Consider the following 16,728-nt stretch of genomic DNA (forward strand, 5'->3'; position numbering starts at 1 on the left):
TCGTTCGCATTCGCGCCGACGCACTCGGTAGCGTTCGACCGGTGAGTGGCGGCTTCGGAAGTGACGTGTCGGGCAGTGGCGTCTCGAACTATGAATCCGGTGACGGTCTCTTCGATACCCCGGCATCGTCCGACCCGGTTGATGCCGAGGCGACGAGTGCCGAGTCCCGGCCGACCTCGACCTTCGTCAGGCCCGACGCGCCGCTGGCCGTGAGGATGCGTCCGACGACGCTCGACGAGGTGGTCGGGCAATCTCACCTGTTGGCTCCCGGCGCACCGTTGCGTCGGCTCGTCGAGGGATCGGGTGCGTCGTCGGTGATGCTCTACGGTCCGCCGGGAACCGGGAAGACGACGCTCGCGTCGTTGATTTCCGGGGCCACCGGACGCAAATTCGAGGCGTTGTCGGCCCTGTCGGCAGGCGTCAAGGAAGTGCGCAACGTCATCGAACTCGCTCGACGCCGGCTGTTGTCCGGTGAACAGACCGTGCTGTTCATCGACGAGGTGCACCGCTTCTCCAAGACGCAGCAGGACGCGCTGCTCGCCGCCGTCGAGAATCGGATCGTGTTGTTGGTGGCTGCGACCACCGAGAACCCGTCGTTCTCGGTGGTCTCACCGCTGCTGTCGCGGTCGCTGGTGTTGCAGTTGCAGCCGTTGGGTACCGAGGACATCGAATTGTTGTTGACCCGCGCGGCCAACGACCCCCGTGGTCTGGACGGGGCTGTGACCATTGCCGAGGACGCGATGGACCATCTCGTACGGCTCGCGGCCGGAGACGCGCGCAGGGCATTGACGGCCCTGGAGGCGGCGGCTGGTGCGGCGACCGATGGTGTGTTGGATCTGGCGACCGTCGAAGCCAGTGTGGACAAGGCTGCGGTGCGATACGACCGCGACGGCGACCAGCACTACGACGTCATCAGCGCATTCATCAAGTCGATCAGAGGATCGGATGTCGATGCAGCACTGCACTACCTGGCGCGCATGATCACTGCGGGCGAGGACGCGCGGTTCATCGCCCGACGGTTGGTGGTCCATGCCAGCGAGGACATCGGAATGGCCGATCCGACGGCTCTGCAGACGGCGACGGCCGCGGCGAACGCCGTCCAGATGATCGGTATGCCCGAGGCGCGGTTGGCGCTCGCTCAGGCGACGATCCACCTGGCCACCGCTCCGAAGTCGGGCGCGGTGATCGCGGCCCTCGGTGCGGCCATGGCCGACGTCGCCGCGGGAAAATCCGGATCGGTACCTCCGCATCTTCGCGACGGCCATTACAAGGGTGCGCAGGGTCTGGGCAACGCGGTCGGATACAAGTACCCCCACAGCAGTCCCGGCGGCGTCCTCGGTCAGCAGTATCCACCGGACGAATTGGTGGGGGTGAACTACTACGAGCCCACCGAGCACGGTGCCGAGCGTGAAATTGCGACCAGGGTGGGCAAACTACGGCGGATCGTTCGAGGCCGATAGGCCCTCGAGTCGGCACAGGGGCTCGGACGCTAACCTGTATCAGTGCAGACCCATGAGATCCGCAGGCGTTTCCTCGACCATTTCGTGAAGGCGGGACACACCGAAGTACCCAGTGCGTCGTTGATTCTCGACGATCCCAACCTGCTATTCGTCAATGCGGGCATGGTTCCGTTCGTGCCGTTCTTCCTCGGCCAGCAGACACCGCCGTACAACACCGCCACGAGTGTCCAGAAATGCGTGCGCACCCTCGACATCGAGAACGTGGGCATCACCACCCGGCACAACACGTTCTTCCAGATGGCCGGAAACTTCTCGTTCGGCGACTACTTCAAGCGCGACGCGATCACGCACGCCTGGTCGTTGTTGACAGGCAGCGTGGACGACGGTGGTTACGGGTTCGACCCCGAACGCATCTGGGCCACTGCATATCTCGACGACGACGAGGCGATCGAACTCTGGAAGGAAATCGCCGGGCTGCCCGACGAGCGTATCCAGCGGCGCGGAATGGCCGACAATTACTGGTCCATGGGCATTCCGGGGCCCTGTGGCCCGTGCTCGGAGATCTACTACGACCGTGGGCCCGAGTTCGGCGCCGAGGGTGGCCCGGAGGCGGACGAGGACCGCTACATCGAGATCTGGAATCTCGTGTTCATGCAGAACGAACGCGGTCAGGGAATCAGCAAGGACGACTTCGAGATTCTCGGCCCGCTGCCGAAGAAGAACATCGACACCGGCATGGGCGTCGAGCGCGTCGCGTTTCTGCTGCAGGGTGTCGACAACGTCTACGAGACCGACCTCGTTCGTCCTGTGATCGCCAAGGCCGAGGAACTCTCGGGACGCAGGTACGGCAGTAACCACGACGACGACGTGCGGTTCCGTGTCATTGCCGACCACGCACGTACCGCCGCGCTGCTCATCTCCGATGGAGTCAATCCCGGCAACGACGGTCGCGGCTACGTGCTGCGTCGGCTGCTGCGCCGGATCGTGCGCTCGGCGCGCCTGCTCGGTGCGCCGGACGAGACGATGGCGCAGTTCGTCACCGTCGTCCGCGACACGATGGCGGAGTCGTACCCCAACCTGGTCACCGATTTCGACCGCATCCTGACCGTCGCCGTGGGGGAGGAGACGGCGTTTCTCAAGACCCTCACCTCGGGTTCGCGACTGTTCGAGGGTGCAGCGGAGGCCGTCAAGGCGTCGGGCGCCAAGAAGATCGGCGGTGCCGAAGCATTTGCTCTGCACGACACCTACGGCTTCCCGATCGACCTGACGCTCGAGATGGCCGCCGAGGCGGGCCTGTCGGTCGACGAGGACGGTTTCCGGTCCTTGATGGCCGAACAGCGTAATCGGGCCAAGGACGACGCCCGTGCCCGAAAGCATGCACACACCGACCTCACGGTCTATCGCGATTTCGTCGACGGTTCGCCAACCGAATTCACCGGTTTCGACGAACTCGGTTCCGAAGCAACGGTATTGGCGCTGATCTCGAACGGCGTTCGGGTTCCGACGGCAGTTGCGGGCGAGAGCATCGAGATCATCCTCGACCGCAGCCCGCTCTACGCGGAGTCCGGTGGACAGATCGCCGACATCGGCACCATCACCGCTCCCGGCCTCGATGTCAAAGTCAACGACGTGCAGAAGATCGCCAAGAAGGTCTGGACGCACAAGTCCGTGGTCGAGTCGGGTCAGATCACCGAAGGCGACATCGTCCACGTCGACGTGGACCACGCGTGGCGCAAGGGTGCTACTCAGGGCCACTCGGGCACGCACATGGTGCACGCAGCCCTGCGGCAGGTCCTCGGGCCGAACGCCACTCAGGCCGGTTCGCTCAACAAGCCCGGGTACCTGCGATTCGACTTCTCGTGGCAGGGCGCACTCTCGGAAGCGCAACGCGACGACATCGAGAACGTCGCGAACGACGCGGTCGGCTCGGACTTCGCTGTCAACACGCTGGTGACCGACCTCGACAGTGCCAAGAAGATGGGCGCGATGGCGCTGTTCGGCGAGAATTACGGCGACGAAGTGCGTGTGGTCGAGATCGGTGGGCCGTTCTCGATGGAACTGTGCGGTGGCACCCATGTGGAGCACTCGTCGCAGATCGGCCCGGTCACCATTCTCGGTGAGTCTTCGGTCGGGTCGGGTGTGCGCCGCGTCGAAGCCTTCGTCGGCCTCGATTCGTACCGCTACCTCGCGAAGGAACGCGCTCTGCTGGCCGGTGTCGCGTCGTCGTTGAAGGTTCCGTCCGAGGAGGTGCCGGCGCGTATCGAGAATCTCCTCGAGCGGCTTCGGGTTGCCGAGAAGGAACTCGAGTCGGTCAAGGCCGCAGCTGTACTGGCCTCGGCCGGTGAGTATGTCGGCCGGGCCGAACGATTCGGTGACGTTCGGGCCGTCGTTGCGCAGGCACCCGACGGTGTCGGCGGCAACGACCTACGCACTCTGGTGACCGACATTCGAGGGCGGCTCGGTACGGATCCAGCCGTGGTGGTGCTGTTCGGCACGGTCGGCGGCAAGGTCCCGTTCGTGGTCTCGACCAACAAGGCTGCGCAGGATGTCGGGATTGCCGCCGGTGATCTGGTGGGAGCGTTCGGCCCGAGCATCGGGGGCCGGGGTGGCGGTAAGCCGGAACTGGCACAGGGCTCGGGATCGGACGTCGCCGGAATCACCGCCGGTATCGACGCGGCCCGCGCTCGCCTGTCCGAACTGACGACCCACTGACGATCATGGCCAACCAGGGGCGTGGCCCCGATCGGCCCGGTGTGGACGATCCCGGCCGGGGTCGGCGTATCGGCATCGACGTCGGCAGCGTTCGGATCGGAATTGCGTCGAGCGATCCCGACGGAGTACTTGCAACGCCGGTCGAAACGGTGCCGCGATCGAAGATCAAGGGGCCCGATGCCCCGGACGTCGTACGCGTCGCGGAAATCGTGGCCGAGTACGACGCCGTCGAGATCGTGATCGGCCTGCCCCGCACACTGCGTGGTGAGCGCGGAAGCGCCGTCGATGCTGCCGAGAAATTCGGACGGTCATTGCACAGACGGTTGGGCGGCGTACCGATTCGGATGGCCGACGAGCGACTGACTACGGTGAGTGCGTCACGTGCCCTACGGGACAGCGGGGTGCGGGCCAAGAATCAGAGGTCGGTGATCGACCAGGCGGCGGCGGTGGCGATCTTGCAGGGGTGGCTCGACGAACGTCGTGCCCTGCCGAATCGCAGTGCTACCGTTCGCGCGGTCTCGGATGACACGGGGATCAATTCAGGATCGACGGAGGTCGACGAGTGAACAACCATGGGTCCTTCGATCGGGACCGGCGACAGGCGCGCTCCGACGAGGCGCACACCGATCCGATCGGGTATCGCGTGGACGAGGGCAGCGATTTCGATCGCCGTATGAACAGCCGTCCGCACCCGCCGCAACGACGTGAACCGCACCCGACGCCGGCAGCAGGCGCAGAGCGCGAGGGTGTCCGGGCCCCGCACACGGATTCGGACAGCGAAGCGGCACCGCGGGAGACCGGACGCCGTCGGGCCGCGAACCGTCAGGAACGGGCCGCGTCCACACGTAAGCGCCGTGGCCGGGTCGTGGCGGCGGTGCTCGGGCTGCTGCTCGTTGTCGCGGTGGCAGGCGGGGGGTATTTCGCAGTGAACAAATTCAGCAATCGCACGATCCCGAACGCTGACTTCGCGGCCGGTTCGTCGGGTGACGGTGTGGTCATCCAGGTGCATCCCAACGACACCGCCCAACAGATCGGCACCGAGGCAGCGGACAAGGGTGTCGTCGCAAGCTCGGGAGCATTCCTCGAAGCCGCTATCGCGAACAACGCCATCACCTCGGTCCAGCCGGGCTTCTATCTCCTCACCAGTAACGTGCCTGCCCAGCGAGCAGTAAGTGAACTGGTCGATCCCGCCTCCCGGGTGGGAAACATGGTCATCTCGGAGGGACGTCAGCTGCACGACGCACGCGACGTCAACACCGGTGCCGTCAAGAAGGGCATCTACACCCTGATCTCCGAAGCGAGCTGCGTGGACAGAACGGGCAGCGGCACGCCCGTCTGCTCGAGCTACGACGACCTCAACGCAGCGGGAGCGGTGGACGACCCGGCCGCATTGGGTGTTCCCGACTGGGCCACCGACCGGGTCGAGGGCGTTCCGGACCGGGATCGTCAGCTCGAGGGCCTGATCGCCGCAGGAACCTGGGATTTCGACCCCAGTGCCGCACCCGCCGACATCCTGAAACAGCTGGTGTCCGAGAGTGCCACCCGCTACGAGGACACCGGAATTCTCACCGCGGGCACCAACTCCGGACTCACTCCCTACGACACTCTGGTGGCCGCATCCCTCGTCGAGCGGGAGTCACTACCGCAAGATTTCAGCAAGGTGGCCCGGGTGATTCTGAACCGGCTCGCGCTGCCGCAGAAGCTCGAGTTCGACTCGACGGTCAACTATTCGCTCGACACGACCGAGGTGGCCACCACCGACGCCGATCGGGCACGCGTCACTCCGTGGAACACCTATGCGAGCGAGGGCCTGCCGGCAACCCCGATTTCCTCGCCGAGCATCGGTGCCGTGCAGGCCGTCGAAGCACCGGCCGACGGTGACTGGTTGTACTTCGTGACCATCAACCAGGCGGGTGAAACGCTGTTCACACGCAGCTACGAGGAACACCTCGCGAACATCGGGAAAGTCGAGCCCGGCTTCCTCGACAGCGGACGCTGACGTGCGGGCCGCAGTACTCGGTAGTCCCGTCGAACATTCCAAGTCGCCGCTGTTGCACCGCGCCGCGTACCGCGCACTCGGTCTCGACGATTGGACATACGACCGGATCGAGTGCACCGGTGAGCAGTTGCCCGGCATGCTGGACGCTTTCGGTCCGGAATGGGTGGGCGTCTCGGTCACGATGCCGGGCAAGGTTGCAGCCCTGAACTACGCCGGCGAGCGCACCGAACGCGCTGTGTTGGCCGGCTCGGCGAATACTTTGGTGCGCTCCGAGTCAGGCTGGCGTGCGGACTGTACAGACGTGGACGGCATCGTCGGTGCCCTCCGCGGGGCCGGGGTGCTCGACCTGACCGGGAGCGCAGTCACGGTGGTCGGAGCAGGGGGAACCTCGCGACCGGCGATCGTTGCACTGGCCGGTCTCGGTGCGGCGTCCGTCACCGTCGTCGCACGTTCGGCCGACCGAGCGAAGGACACTCTCGACTGCGCTGCGGCCGCGGGCCTGCGCGTGGAGTTCGTGCACGTGTCCGACTCCCGTCTGGCCGCTGTCGCGGGTGCGTCCGCAGTCCTGGTCAGCACTGTTCCCGCCGCCGGAGCCGCCGACATCGCGACGGATCTCGCACAGGCACCGTTGGTGCTCGATGCCATCTACGATCCCTGGCCGACACCGCTGGCAGCTGCGGTAGAAACGGCCGGGGGGACTGTCGTCGGGGGCTTGGCGATGCTGCTCGAGCAGGCGTTCGGGCAGGTCGAGCAATTCACCGGCCGACCGGCGCCCCGGGAAGTCATGCGTGCTGCATTGACCAGCACCGACTGAGCATCACCGACCGACCCGTCCACAGGCAACGCGTTGTCCCCAGGTACCGAGTTGTCCACAGGTACCGAGTTGTCCACAGGTACCGAGTTGTCCACAGGGCAATCTTCGGCCAGGCGTTTCCCCACGGGCGGCCCCTGATGCGATGCAACCCTTCGGACCATGTTGGGTCTGAGTGTTGCGTGCATAGTAGGTGCCGTTGCCGGGGTAGCCATGCGCTCCGGCTTGGCGCGCTGGGATCCGCGATATGTTCCGCTGTTGTCCGCGGTGGGCACCGGCTGGGTGTGGTGTCGATTCGGCAGTTCCACGCACATGGTCCTGTTCTGCTTGTTGACATTGTGGTTCGTGGCGCTCAGCACCGTCGACCTACGCTGTTGCCGGTTACCGAACGAACTGACGATCTCGGGTGCGCTGGTGGTGACAACGGCGCTCGTGTCGAGCGGATCGGCTCATGCGGTGCTCGGGGGAGCCCTGCTGTTCGCGATCTATCTCGTCGTGCACCTTCTCGCGCCGTCGGCTTTCGGTGCCGGAGACGTGAAGCTGGCATGGTCGGTGGGTTCGATCGCAGCCCTCGGCGGCGGGGAGGGGTGGGTGATCGCGGCGCTGGCTGCACCACTTACGACGGCCGCGGTGGGTTCGGTTGCCCTGGTCCTCGGACGCCCACGAGCGCGCATCGCGCACGGTCCGTCCATGTGCGCGGCGACCCTGCTGGCATCCGCGGCATGCCTGACGTGAAAAGATGTTCGAGTGCTGCGCTGGATAACTGCCGGAGAATCCCACGGACCCGCTCTCGTCGCCATTCTCGAAGGAATGGTCGCGGGAGTCGAGGTGACCTCGGACGATATTGCCTCCCAACTCGCTCGCCGTCGCCTCGGTTACGGCCGCGGTGCTCGAATGAAGTTCGAAGCGGACAAAGTAACGCTCACCGGCGGTGTACGGCACGGCCGCACGATGGGCGGGCCCGTCGCGATCGAGGTCGGAAACACCGAGTGGCCGAAGTGGGAACAGGTGATGTCGGCCGACCCCGTCGACGAGACCGTGCTTGCCGATCTCGCGCGCAACTCCCCGCTGACCCGCCCGCGCCCCGGGCATGCCGACTTCTCCGGGATGCTCAAGTACGGCTTCGATGACGCGCGCCCGGTTCTCGAGCGCGCAAGCGCGCGCGAGACCGCTGCCCGGGTTGCCATCGGAACGGTCGCGCGGCTGTTTCTGAAGCAAGCGTTCGGCGTCGACGTCGTCTCGCATGTCATCTCCATCGGTGGCTCGGATCCCTACGTCGGCCCGCCGCCTGCAGGCGCGGACATCGATGCCATCGACGCGTCACCGGTGCGAGCCTTCGACAAGGCCGCCGAGGAGTCCATGATCGCCGAGATCGAAGCGGCGAAGAAGGACGGCGACACTCTCGGCGGCATCGTCGAGGTCGTGGTGCACGGCCTTCCGGTCGGCCTCGGGTCGTTCGTCTCGGGTGAACGCAAGCTCGACGCGAGGCTGGCCGCTGCGCTGATGGGCATCCAGGCGATCAAGGGTGTCGAGGTCGGCGACGGTTTCGAGACCGCACGGCGGCGCGGCAGCGTCGCCCACGACGAGATCAAACCGGGTCCCGACGGAGTTCTGCGCTCGACGAACCGGGCGGGCGGGATCGAAGGTGGGATGACCAACGGTGAGGCTCTGCGGGTTCGTGCCGCGATGAAGCCCATCTCCACTGTTCCCCGTGCTCTCTCGACGGTGGACATGTCGACCGGTGACGAAGCGGTGGCCATTCATCAGCGCTCGGACGTGTGCGCTGTCCCGGCCGCCGGAGTCGTGGCGGAGACAATGGTTGCTCTCGTGATCGCGCAGGCAGCGCTGGAGAAGTTCGGTGGAGACTCGCTGGCGGAGACGACGAGCAACGTCGACCACTACGTGAAGGGCACCGCCGCCCGACCTCCACGATGACCCCGTACGCGGTCCTCGTCGGACCGCCGGGTGCAGGTAAGTCGACCATCGGCAGAAGGCTCGCCCAAGCGTTGAACCTCGATTTGTTCGACACCGATGTGGCCATCGAACGCGATACCGGTCGCACAATTGCCGATATCTTCTCCCACGACGGAGAGCCGGTTTTCCGGCAGATCGAGGAACGCATCGTGGCGGGCGCGCTTGCCTCGCACGACGGCATCGTCTCCCTCGGCGGCGGTGCAGTGCTCTCTGGTTCCACCCGCGCCCTGCTGTCGAAGCACACGGTTGTCTACCTGGAAATCAGTGTGGCAGAGGGGCTTCGGCGGACCGGGGCCAACACGGTGAGGCCGCTCCTTGCCGGTCCCGACCCCCGCGCGAAATATCAGGAACTGATGCGTCACCGGCGGCCCCTGTACCGTTCGGTGGCCACTGTGCGGGTGCGCACCGACAGTCGTAGCCCTGCCCGAGTGGTGGGCCAGCTGGTCTCCAAATTGACCGCGATCGCACCGGTACCCCCGCGCAACGTGAACGAGTAAAACCCCCAGTAGATGAAGGTGATTCGATGACAGAGCCAGTGCGCGTCCAGGTCGAGACAGCCAGTCCGTATCCGGTGATCATCGGTCGAGGTTTGTTGACCGATCTCGTCGACGAACTCGCCGGAACTGCCACTGTGGCGATTTTTCACCAGCCACCGCTGGCCGAGACGGCCGAGGCCGTACGAGCGGCGTTGGCGGAGAAGGGCATCGACGCACACAGGATCGAGATTCCGGATGCCGAGGACGGTAAGGACCTCGCCGTGGCGGGATTCTGCTGGGAGGTGTTGGGCCGAATCGGTCTCACTCGTAGCGACGCCATCGTCAGCCTGGGCGGCGGAGCTGCGACCGACCTGGCCGGGTTCGTGGCGGCAACGTGGATGCGCGGCGTGCGTATCGTGCACGTCCCGACGACGCTGCTGGCCATGGTCGACGCGGCCGTCGGCGGCAAGACGGGCATCAACACCGACGCCGGTAAGAACCTCGTGGGGTCCTTCCACGAACCGGCTGCCGTGCTGATCGACCTCGCTACGCTCGAAACCGTACCCAAGAACGAAATCGTCTCGGGCATGGCCGAGGTGATCAAGACCGGTTTCATCGCCGATCCAACGATTCTCGACATGATCGAGGCCGATCCGGCGGCTGCGTTGGATCCGACCGGTGACGTTCTACCGGAGTTGATCAAGCGATCTGTCGAGGTCAAGGCGAAGGTCGTGGCTGCCGATCTGCGCGAATCGAATCTTCGCGAGATCCTCAATTACGGCCACACGCTCGCGCACGCCATCGAACGGCGTGAACAGTATCGGTGGCGCCACGGTGCAGCAGTATCGGTCGGTCTGGTGTTCGCTGCCGAGCTCGGACGGCTTGCCGGTCGTCTGGACGACACCACGGCCGACAGGCATCGCTCGATTCTCGAATCGGTCGGATTGCCGGTCACCTACGACGAGCACGCGTTCGGGGACCTGCTGAAGGGCATGCAGACGGACAAGAAGAATCGGGCCGGACTGTTGCGGTTCGTCGTCCTGGACGGTCTGGCCAAGCCGGGACGGCTGGAGGGTCCCGATCCAGCTCTGCTCGTTGCCGCATTCTCCGCGGTCGGTCGCGAGGCCCCGGCGACCGGTGGGTCCGCGATCATGCTGTGAGGATCGGCTCCTGTTCCGGAGGAGATGAGAACGGGCGGTGAGTGACGCGTCATGCGTCGCTCACCGCCCGTGTGTCTGTGGCCGGAGTCAGGAACCGTCGGCGCTGCCGTGACGGTTGCCGCGCTTGTCCATTCGGGGCTTTCCGTCGGCGTCCACTGCCGAGAACACCTCCGTGTCGGCTTCGCCGTGCTCGGCGGCCCACTGCGGTTCGGAGCGTGTCGGTTCGGAGCGCGTGGGTTCTGCTTGCGATCGCGTGTCGCGACTCGACCCGGCGCGTTCCGCGCTGCCTGCCTTGACCAGCTCGCGGTCGTGGGCACGGTCGGCGTCGGACGTCGCCAGCTTCTTCTTCGCTTCGCGGTTGACGATCAACCGACCGACGAACACCGCAATGCTGGCCACGATGAAGATGGTGAGAATGGTGAATGCTGCGCCCGAGGTGAGCTCGAAGATCAGACCGTTCTGACCGAGGCTGAAGTCGACGAAGAAGTCGATGATCCAACTGAGAAGTCCAGCGAGCAGTCCTGCGACCGCCGCGGCCTTGAGCCACACCATCGTGAGGTCCTGGCCGTCGTCGGGATCAGGATGATTACGACGATCACGGACTCCGTCGATTCCCGCCCAGACCACGATCACGAGGACCACGAGGGCGTACGCCACCCATCGCAACGCCGAGCCGCTCAGCGGCCACATCGATACTGCCGCCCCCAGCAGCAATCGAACGACGGCGTTGATCAATCCCATACCTATGCCACGCACTGCCCACCCAGTCATGCGGCACAGCATATCCGCACGTCGCCGTTCGTGTGGCAGGGCCCACAAAGTTCGAGTCCGACGCGTCCGGGCAGAGGTGCCAGGGGCGAGCAGTAATGTCGAGCGCATGCCTGCTGATTTCGGTGCCCGTCGCGGCGCCCTGCGTGAACTGTTGGCCGCCGACGGCCTCGATTCGATGTTGATCACCGACTTGCTGAACGTGCGTTATCTGACCGGCTTCACCGGTTCGAATGCGGCGCTGCTGGTCTCGGCGGCGGATTCGAGCCACGGTGAGAACGAGACCGTGATCTGCACCGACGGTCGGTATGTCACCCAGGTCGCGGAGCAGGTGCCGGATCTCCGTGCGGAGATCGATCGCGCGTCGGCGATACACCTCCTCCGATCAGGGGTGTCGGGTCGTGGTGGCCGTATCGGGTTCGAGAGTCACGTGGTGACGGTCGATGCTCATCGGGCCTGGGCAGAGTTGGACGGGCGCGTCGAATTGGTGCGGGCACCGGGTGTGGTCGAGTCGTTGCGCATGGTCAAGGACGAGTTCGAGGTGGGATTGCTCCGCGATGCGTGCCGCGCCGCCGACGATGCGCTTGCCCGATTGCTGAGCGGAGGCAGCATCCGCGCCGGGAGAACCGAGCGTGAGGTGGCCCGCGAACTGGAATCCGCGATGCTCGACCACGGTGCCGATGCGATCTCGTTCGAGACGATCGTGGCTGCCGGGGTCAATTCCGCAGTGCCGCATCACCGCCCGACGGATGCGGTGTTGGCCGTGGGTGACTTCGTGAAGCTGGACTTCGGTGCGCTCGTGGGCGGGTACCACTCGGACATGACCCGGACCTTCGTGATCGGGAGTCCGGCGCAGTGGCAGCGCGACCTGTACGAGTTGGTGCAACGGTCGCAGACGGCCGGGCGAGAGGCGCTGGCACCCGGGGTGAACACAGCTTCGGTCGACGCGGCGTCACGCTCGGTCATCGACGACGCCGGCTACGGCGAGTACTTCTTGCACGGCCTCGGTCACGGCGTCGGCTTGGAAATTCACGAAGCGCCCGGAATCGCGAAGACGAGCACCGGTACACTGCTGAGCGGTGCAGCGGTCACCGTCGAGCCGGGTGTCTACTTCTCCGGTCGCGGCGGCGTTCGGATCGAGGACACACTCGTCGTTCGCGACGGGGGTCCGGAACTGCTCACCCTGACAAGCAAGGAACTCACGTCCGTCTAGCGCGCGGGCGGGAGCAAATCCCGCACCTGACCGACGGCGCGTCACGCGCACAAACGATTGAGGAGACGCGAAGCAAGTGGCTTCCACCAGCGATTTCAAGAACGGACTGGTTCTCAACCTGGAGAACCAACTGTGGTCGATCATCGAATTCCAGCACGTCAAGCCCGGCAAGGGGCCTGCCTTCGTGCGGACCAAGCTCAAGAACGTGCTCTCGGGCAAGGTCGTCGACAAGACGTTCAACGCCGGTGTGAAGGTCGAGACCGCAACGGTCGACCGCCGCGACATGACCTACCTGTACCACGACGGCAGCGACTACGTGTTCATGGACGCCGACACCTACGACCAGCTCTCGATCGGTGAGGCCACGGTCGGTGACGGTGCGCGATTCCTGCTCGAGAACCTGCGCGTCCAGGTCGCCATGCACGAAGGCGTACCGCTCTACGTCGAGCTTCCCGTCACCGTCGAGCTCGTGGTCAAGCACACCGATCCCGGCCTGCAGGGCGACCGCTCCACCGGTGGCACCAAGCCTGCCACGATGGAGACCGGAGCCGAGATCTCGGTGCCGCTGTTCATCAACACCGGCGACAAGCTCAAGGTCGACTCGCGTGACGGCAACTACCTCGGGCGTGTGAACTCCTAACGTGTCATCGAAGAAGTCGGCATCCTCCGGCGCGCAGAGCGGTGCCCCCGGTGCCAAGAAGCTGGGCGCGCGTCACAAGGCCCGCAAGCGTGCGGTGGATTTCTTGTTCGAGGCAGAGGCGCGCAACGTAGACCCGGTGAACCTGGCCGCCGAGCGCATCGAACTCGCGCGCGGCGACGACACCATCGCGCCGGTCAGCGAGTACACCTCGACGTTGGTCGAGGGTGTGGCGGAGAACTTGGATCGCCTCGACGGAGTGATTGCCGATCACCTCAAGGATTGGACGCTGACGCGTCTTCCTGCAGTCGACCGGGCCATCCTTCGGATCGCCGTCTGGGAGCTGTTCCATGCCACCGACGTGCCTCCCGTCGTCGCCGTCGACGAGGCCGTCGAGCTGGCCAAGCAGTTGTCCACCGACGATTCGCCCGGCTTCGTCAACGGTGTGCTCGGTCAGATCGTTCTGGTCGCGCCTCAGGTACGCGCGGCGGCAGCGGCGGTCTCGAGCCGTACACAGGCCGAAGCCACCGCCGAGACGCCGGTCGACGCCGAACAGTGACCGAACGCTCTGCGAGCCTGGTAGGTGTGGTTCGCAGAGCGTTGCTAGGCTCTACGCAGTTTCATGTCAGACATCCTTTAACGATCCGTCCAGAGAGGCGGAGAAGGAGGTCGTAGTTTGCCTGCGCCCGAAAGCTCGTCTGCGAACTCTGCTGTTCGCGAATTGCTGTCCTCGGCCGATGTGGGACGAACCATCTCCCGCATGGCCCATCAGATCATCGAGAAGACGGCCCTCGACGCCGCAGATTCACCTCGCGTCGTCCTCCTGGGCATTCCCACTCGCGGCACCACTCTGGCCGAGCGCCTCGCCGAACGCATCGAGGCATTCTCCGGCGTCCGACCCCCGCTGGGTTCTCTCGACATCACCCTGTACCGCGACGATCTTCGCAACAAGCCGCACCGTCCGCTGGAGAGGACGTCGGTCCCGGTCGGCGGTGTCGACGACGCGTTGGTCGTGCTGGTCGACGACGTCCTGTTCTCGGGCAGAACAGTTCGCTCCGCGCTCGACGCACTACGCGATCTCGGTCGACCGCGCGCCGTGCAGCTGGCGGTTCTCATCGACCGCGGGCACCGCGAGCTCCCGCTTCGGGCGGATTACGTGGGCAAGAACGTGCCCACTGCGCGCACCGAGGACGTGTCGGTGCTGCTCTCCGAACACGACGGCCGCGACGGTGTCAGCCTGTCCGAGGGGGGATCGGCGCGATGAAGCACCTTCTCTCGGTCGCCGATCTCACCGTCGACTCGGCCACCGAACTCCTCGACGAAGCCGAACGCTTCGAGCAAGCGCTGCTCGGACGCGAAGTCAAGAAGCTGCCGACGCTGCGCGGACGCACCATCATGACGGTCTTCTTCGAGAACTCCACGCGCACTCGCGTCTCGTTCGAGGTGGCCGGCAAGTGGATGAGTGCCGACGTCATCAACGTCAGTGCCAGCAGTTCATCGGTGTCGAAGGGGGAGTCGCTCCGCGATACCGCGATGACGTTGCGGGCTGCTGGAGCCGACGCCCTCATCGTTCGACACCCAGCATCGGGTGCTGCCCACCAAATAGCTCAGTGGACCGCAAATCAAGGCGCTGGCCCCGCGGTGATCAACGCGGGCGACGGTACGCACGAACATCCCACCCAAGCCCTGCTCGACGCGCTGACGGTTCGTCAACGTCTGGGCACCATCGCCGGCCGACGAGTCGCGATCGTCGGCGACATTCTGCACAGCCGGGTGGCGCGGTCGAATGCGATCCTGCTGGCCAAGCTCGGTGCCGAGGTGGTGCTGATCGCGCCACCGACTCTGCTTCCCGTTGGTGTGTCCGGCTGGCCGGTGCGGGTGTCACACGACATCGACGCCGAACTGCCCGGGTTGGATGCTGTGCTGATGCTGCGCGTGCAGGCGGAACGAATGAACGGCGGGTTCTTCCCCTCGGCTCGGGAGTACTCCATCACGTACGGGCTCTCGCAGCGCCGACTGGAGCTGCTGCCCGATCATGCCGTCGTGCTGCACCCCGGTCCGATGCTGCGCGGTATGGAGATTGCATCCTCGGTCGCGGACTCTCCCAAAACTGCAGTCTTGCAACAGGTTACGAATGGAGTTCACGTGCGGATGGCGGTGCTGTTCCGATTGCTGGTCGGTTCGGGCGGGGGTGCCTCATGACCGCATCCACCTCCTCGGTGCTGTTGCGGGGCGTGCTGCTGTACGGCGAGGGCTCCGAAACCGACGTGCTGATCACCGGCGAGGAAATCGCCGCGATCGGTGCCGACCTCGATGCCGACGACGCGCAGGTGATCGACGCCCGCGGGCACATTCTGCTGCCCGGATTCGTCGACATGCACACGCATCTGCGCGAGCCGGGCCGTGAAGACACCGAGACGATCGAATCCGGTTCGGCAGCTGCGGCTCTCGGCGGTTATACCGCGGTGTTCGCCATGGCCAACACCGATCCGGTTGCCGACTCGGTGGTCGTGACCGACCACGTCTGGCGTCGGGGACAGGAAGTCGGCCTCGTCGACGTCCACCCGGTCGGTGCGATCACCGTCGGCCTCAAGGGCAAGCAACTCGCCGAGATGGCCACGATGGCAGCGGGAATCGGCCGAGTGAAGATGTTCTCGGACGACGGCCACTGCGTCGACGATCCACTGATCATGCGTCGGGCGTTGGAGTACTCGAGTTCGCTCGGTGTGCTCATCGCTCAGCACGCCGAGGAGCCACGGCTCACAGTCGGTGCCGTCGCGCACGAGGGGCCTACTGCTGCACGGCTCGGACTGGCCGGTTGGCCGCGTGCGGCCGAGGAATCGATCGTCGCACGGGACGCCCTGCTGGCCCGAGACGCCGGTGCGCGGGTGCACATCTGCCATGCGTCCACCGCCGGCACCGTCGAGTTGATGAAGTGGGCACGCGGACAGGGGATCAAGATCACCGCCGAGGTCACCCCGCATCATCTTCTGCTGGACGATTCGCGCCTCGAGACGTACGACGCGATCAACAAGGTGAACCCGCCGCTGCGCGAGAAGTCCGATGTCGACGCCCTCCGTCGAGGCCTCGCTGACGGTGTGATCGATTGTGTGGCAACCGATCACGCGCCTCACGCCGAGCAGGACAAATGCTGTGAATTCTCGATTGCCCGTCCCGGCATGCTCGGACTCGAGACCGCTCTGTCCATCGTGGTCGACACGATGGTGACGCCCGGCCTACTCGACTGGCGTGGCGTCGCCAGAGTGATGAGCGAGCGTCCCGCGCAGATCGTCGGGCTGTCCGACCAGGGCCGGCCGATCGAGGTGGGCGAGATCGCCAACCTCACCGTGGTCGATCCGGACGCGAGCTGGACGGTATCGGGCAAGAAATTGGCCAGCGTCGCGCACAACACGCCGTTCGAGGACATGACCTTCTCCTCGAAGGTGACCACGACGGTGTTACGCGGACGAATCACCGTCCACGGCGGAGTCGTGACGAACAGGGCAGGGGAGTAGAGC

At 65.5% G+C, this 16,728-nt stretch carries 16 protein-coding genes; 15 read left to right on the forward strand and 1 reads right to left on the reverse strand.

The features are described from left to right. The first annotated feature begins 41 nt into the window (after positions 1-41). The 9 genes from AC5WEY_RS14285 to aroB all read left to right on the forward strand — a co-directional run bounded on the left by AC5WEY_RS14285 (position 42) and on the right by aroB (position 10,592). A complete protein-coding gene (locus tag AC5WEY_RS14285) occupies positions 42-1,460 on the forward strand; it encodes a replication-associated recombination protein A (RefSeq protein ID WP_495646323.1) in 1,419 nt (472 codons plus the stop codon). Positions 1,461-1,502: 42 nt separating this feature from the next. Beyond that, positions 1,503-4,172: an alanine--tRNA ligase gene (gene alaS, locus AC5WEY_RS14290; RefSeq protein WP_495646324.1), complete on the forward strand. Its 2,670-nt coding sequence runs from the start codon at positions 1,503-1,505 to the stop codon at positions 4,170-4,172. Between the two features lie 5 nt (positions 4,173-4,177). Then, on the forward strand, positions 4,178-4,738 hold the full coding sequence (ruvX, locus tag AC5WEY_RS14295; protein ID WP_495646325.1) for a Holliday junction resolvase RuvX: 561 nt from the start codon (positions 4,178-4,180) through the stop codon (positions 4,736-4,738). Continuing rightward, entirely contained in the window at positions 4,735-6,171 is a 1,437-nt protein-coding gene (locus tag AC5WEY_RS14300) for an endolytic transglycosylase MltG (RefSeq protein WP_495646326.1), read from the forward strand. The genes ruvX and AC5WEY_RS14300 overlap by 4 nt, the downstream gene beginning before the upstream one ends. 1 nt (position 6,172) lies before the next feature. Then, positions 6,173-6,985 carry a shikimate dehydrogenase gene (locus AC5WEY_RS14305; protein ID WP_495646327.1) on the forward strand — a complete coding sequence of 271 codons (813 nt, stop codon included), beginning with the start codon at positions 6,173-6,175 and terminating at the stop codon, positions 6,983-6,985. Between the two features lie 159 nt (positions 6,986-7,144). Further along, complete coding sequence (locus AC5WEY_RS14310; protein WP_495646328.1) at positions 7,145-7,717, forward strand: prepilin peptidase; 573 nt, start codon at positions 7,145-7,147, stop codon at positions 7,715-7,717. A gap of 12 nt (positions 7,718-7,729) precedes the next feature. Further along, positions 7,730-8,917: a chorismate synthase gene (aroC, locus tag AC5WEY_RS14315; protein WP_495646329.1), complete on the forward strand. Its 1,188-nt coding sequence runs from the start codon at positions 7,730-7,732 to the stop codon at positions 8,915-8,917. Next, the gene (locus tag AC5WEY_RS14320; RefSeq protein ID WP_495646330.1) at positions 8,914-9,453 is read left to right on the forward strand and encodes a shikimate kinase; all 540 of its coding nucleotides are present in this window, start codon (positions 8,914-8,916) and stop codon (positions 9,451-9,453) included. The genes aroC and AC5WEY_RS14320 overlap by 4 nt, the downstream gene beginning before the upstream one ends. A gap of 26 nt (positions 9,454-9,479) precedes the next feature. Then, positions 9,480-10,592 (forward strand): 3-dehydroquinate synthase, encoded by a 1,113-nt coding sequence (gene aroB, locus AC5WEY_RS14325; protein ID WP_495646331.1) that lies wholly within the window; start codon positions 9,480-9,482, stop codon positions 10,590-10,592. An 87-nt stretch (positions 10,593-10,679) separates the two neighbouring features. On the opposite strand, the gene AC5WEY_RS14330 is transcribed toward aroB, so the two are convergent. Next, positions 10,680-11,363, reverse strand: coding sequence for a B-4DMT family transporter (locus AC5WEY_RS14330; protein ID WP_495646332.1), 684 nt, complete (start codon positions 11,361-11,363; stop codon positions 10,680-10,682). Between the two features lie 106 nt (positions 11,364-11,469). Here AC5WEY_RS14330 and AC5WEY_RS14335 point away from each other — a divergent pair, with 106 nt between their 5' ends. From AC5WEY_RS14335 to AC5WEY_RS14360, 6 genes are all read left to right on the forward strand, one after another. Continuing rightward, on the forward strand, positions 11,470-12,573 hold the full coding sequence (locus tag AC5WEY_RS14335; RefSeq protein WP_495646333.1) for a M24 family metallopeptidase: 1,104 nt from the start codon (positions 11,470-11,472) through the stop codon (positions 12,571-12,573). Positions 12,574-12,649: 76 nt separating this feature from the next. Then, positions 12,650-13,213 (forward strand): elongation factor P, encoded by a 564-nt coding sequence (gene efp / locus AC5WEY_RS14340; protein ID WP_057478662.1) that lies wholly within the window; start codon positions 12,650-12,652, stop codon positions 13,211-13,213. A gap of 1 nt (position 13,214) precedes the next feature. After that, on the forward strand, positions 13,215-13,769 hold the full coding sequence (gene nusB / locus AC5WEY_RS14345) for a transcription antitermination factor NusB (protein ID WP_495646334.1): 555 nt from the start codon (positions 13,215-13,217) through the stop codon (positions 13,767-13,769). 117 nt (positions 13,770-13,886) lie between these two features. Beyond that, the gene (pyrR, locus tag AC5WEY_RS14350; protein WP_094610444.1) at positions 13,887-14,474 is read left to right on the forward strand and encodes a bifunctional pyr operon transcriptional regulator/uracil phosphoribosyltransferase PyrR; all 588 of its coding nucleotides are present in this window, start codon (positions 13,887-13,889) and stop codon (positions 14,472-14,474) included. Beyond that, positions 14,471-15,412 carry an aspartate carbamoyltransferase catalytic subunit gene (locus AC5WEY_RS14355; protein WP_495646335.1) on the forward strand — a complete coding sequence of 314 codons (942 nt, stop codon included), beginning with the start codon at positions 14,471-14,473 and terminating at the stop codon, positions 15,410-15,412. The genes pyrR and AC5WEY_RS14355 overlap by 4 nt, the downstream gene beginning before the upstream one ends. Further along, positions 15,409-16,725, forward strand: a complete 1,317-nt coding sequence (locus tag AC5WEY_RS14360) for a dihydroorotase (RefSeq protein WP_495646336.1) — start codon at positions 15,409-15,411, stop codon at positions 16,723-16,725. The genes AC5WEY_RS14355 and AC5WEY_RS14360 overlap by 4 nt, the downstream gene beginning before the upstream one ends. Positions 16,726-16,728 lie beyond the last annotated feature (3 nt).

The sequence above is a fragment of the Rhodococcoides sp. S146-33 genome, from assembly GCF_059489205.1.

Bases quoted from the DNA above. Each gene is read 5' to 3' on its own strand.
- AC5WEY_RS14310 (WP_495646328.1), top strand. From the start codon at position 7,145: ATGTTGGGTCTGAGTGTTGCGTGCATAGTAGGTGCCGTTGCCGGGGTA.
- AC5WEY_RS14355 (WP_495646335.1), top strand. From the start codon at position 14,471: ATGAAGCACCTTCTCTCGGTCGCCGATCTCACCGTCGACTCGGCCACC.
- AC5WEY_RS14320 (WP_495646330.1), top strand. From the start codon at position 8,914: ATGACCCCGTACGCGGTCCTCGTCGGACCGCCGGGTGCAGGTAAGTCG.
- AC5WEY_RS14335 (WP_495646333.1), top strand. From the start codon at position 11,470: ATGCCTGCTGATTTCGGTGCCCGTCGCGGCGCCCTGCGTGAACTGTTG.
- ruvX (WP_495646325.1), top strand. From the start codon at position 4,178: ATGGCCAACCAGGGGCGTGGCCCCGATCGGCCCGGTGTGGACGATCCC.
- AC5WEY_RS14330 (WP_495646332.1), bottom strand. From the start codon at position 11,363: ATGACTGGGTGGGCAGTGCGTGGCATAGGTATGGGATTGATCAACGCC.
- aroB (WP_495646331.1), top strand. From the start codon at position 9,480: ATGACAGAGCCAGTGCGCGTCCAGGTCGAGACAGCCAGTCCGTATCCG.
- AC5WEY_RS14360 (WP_495646336.1), top strand. From the start codon at position 15,409: ATGACCGCATCCACCTCCTCGGTGCTGTTGCGGGGCGTGCTGCTGTAC.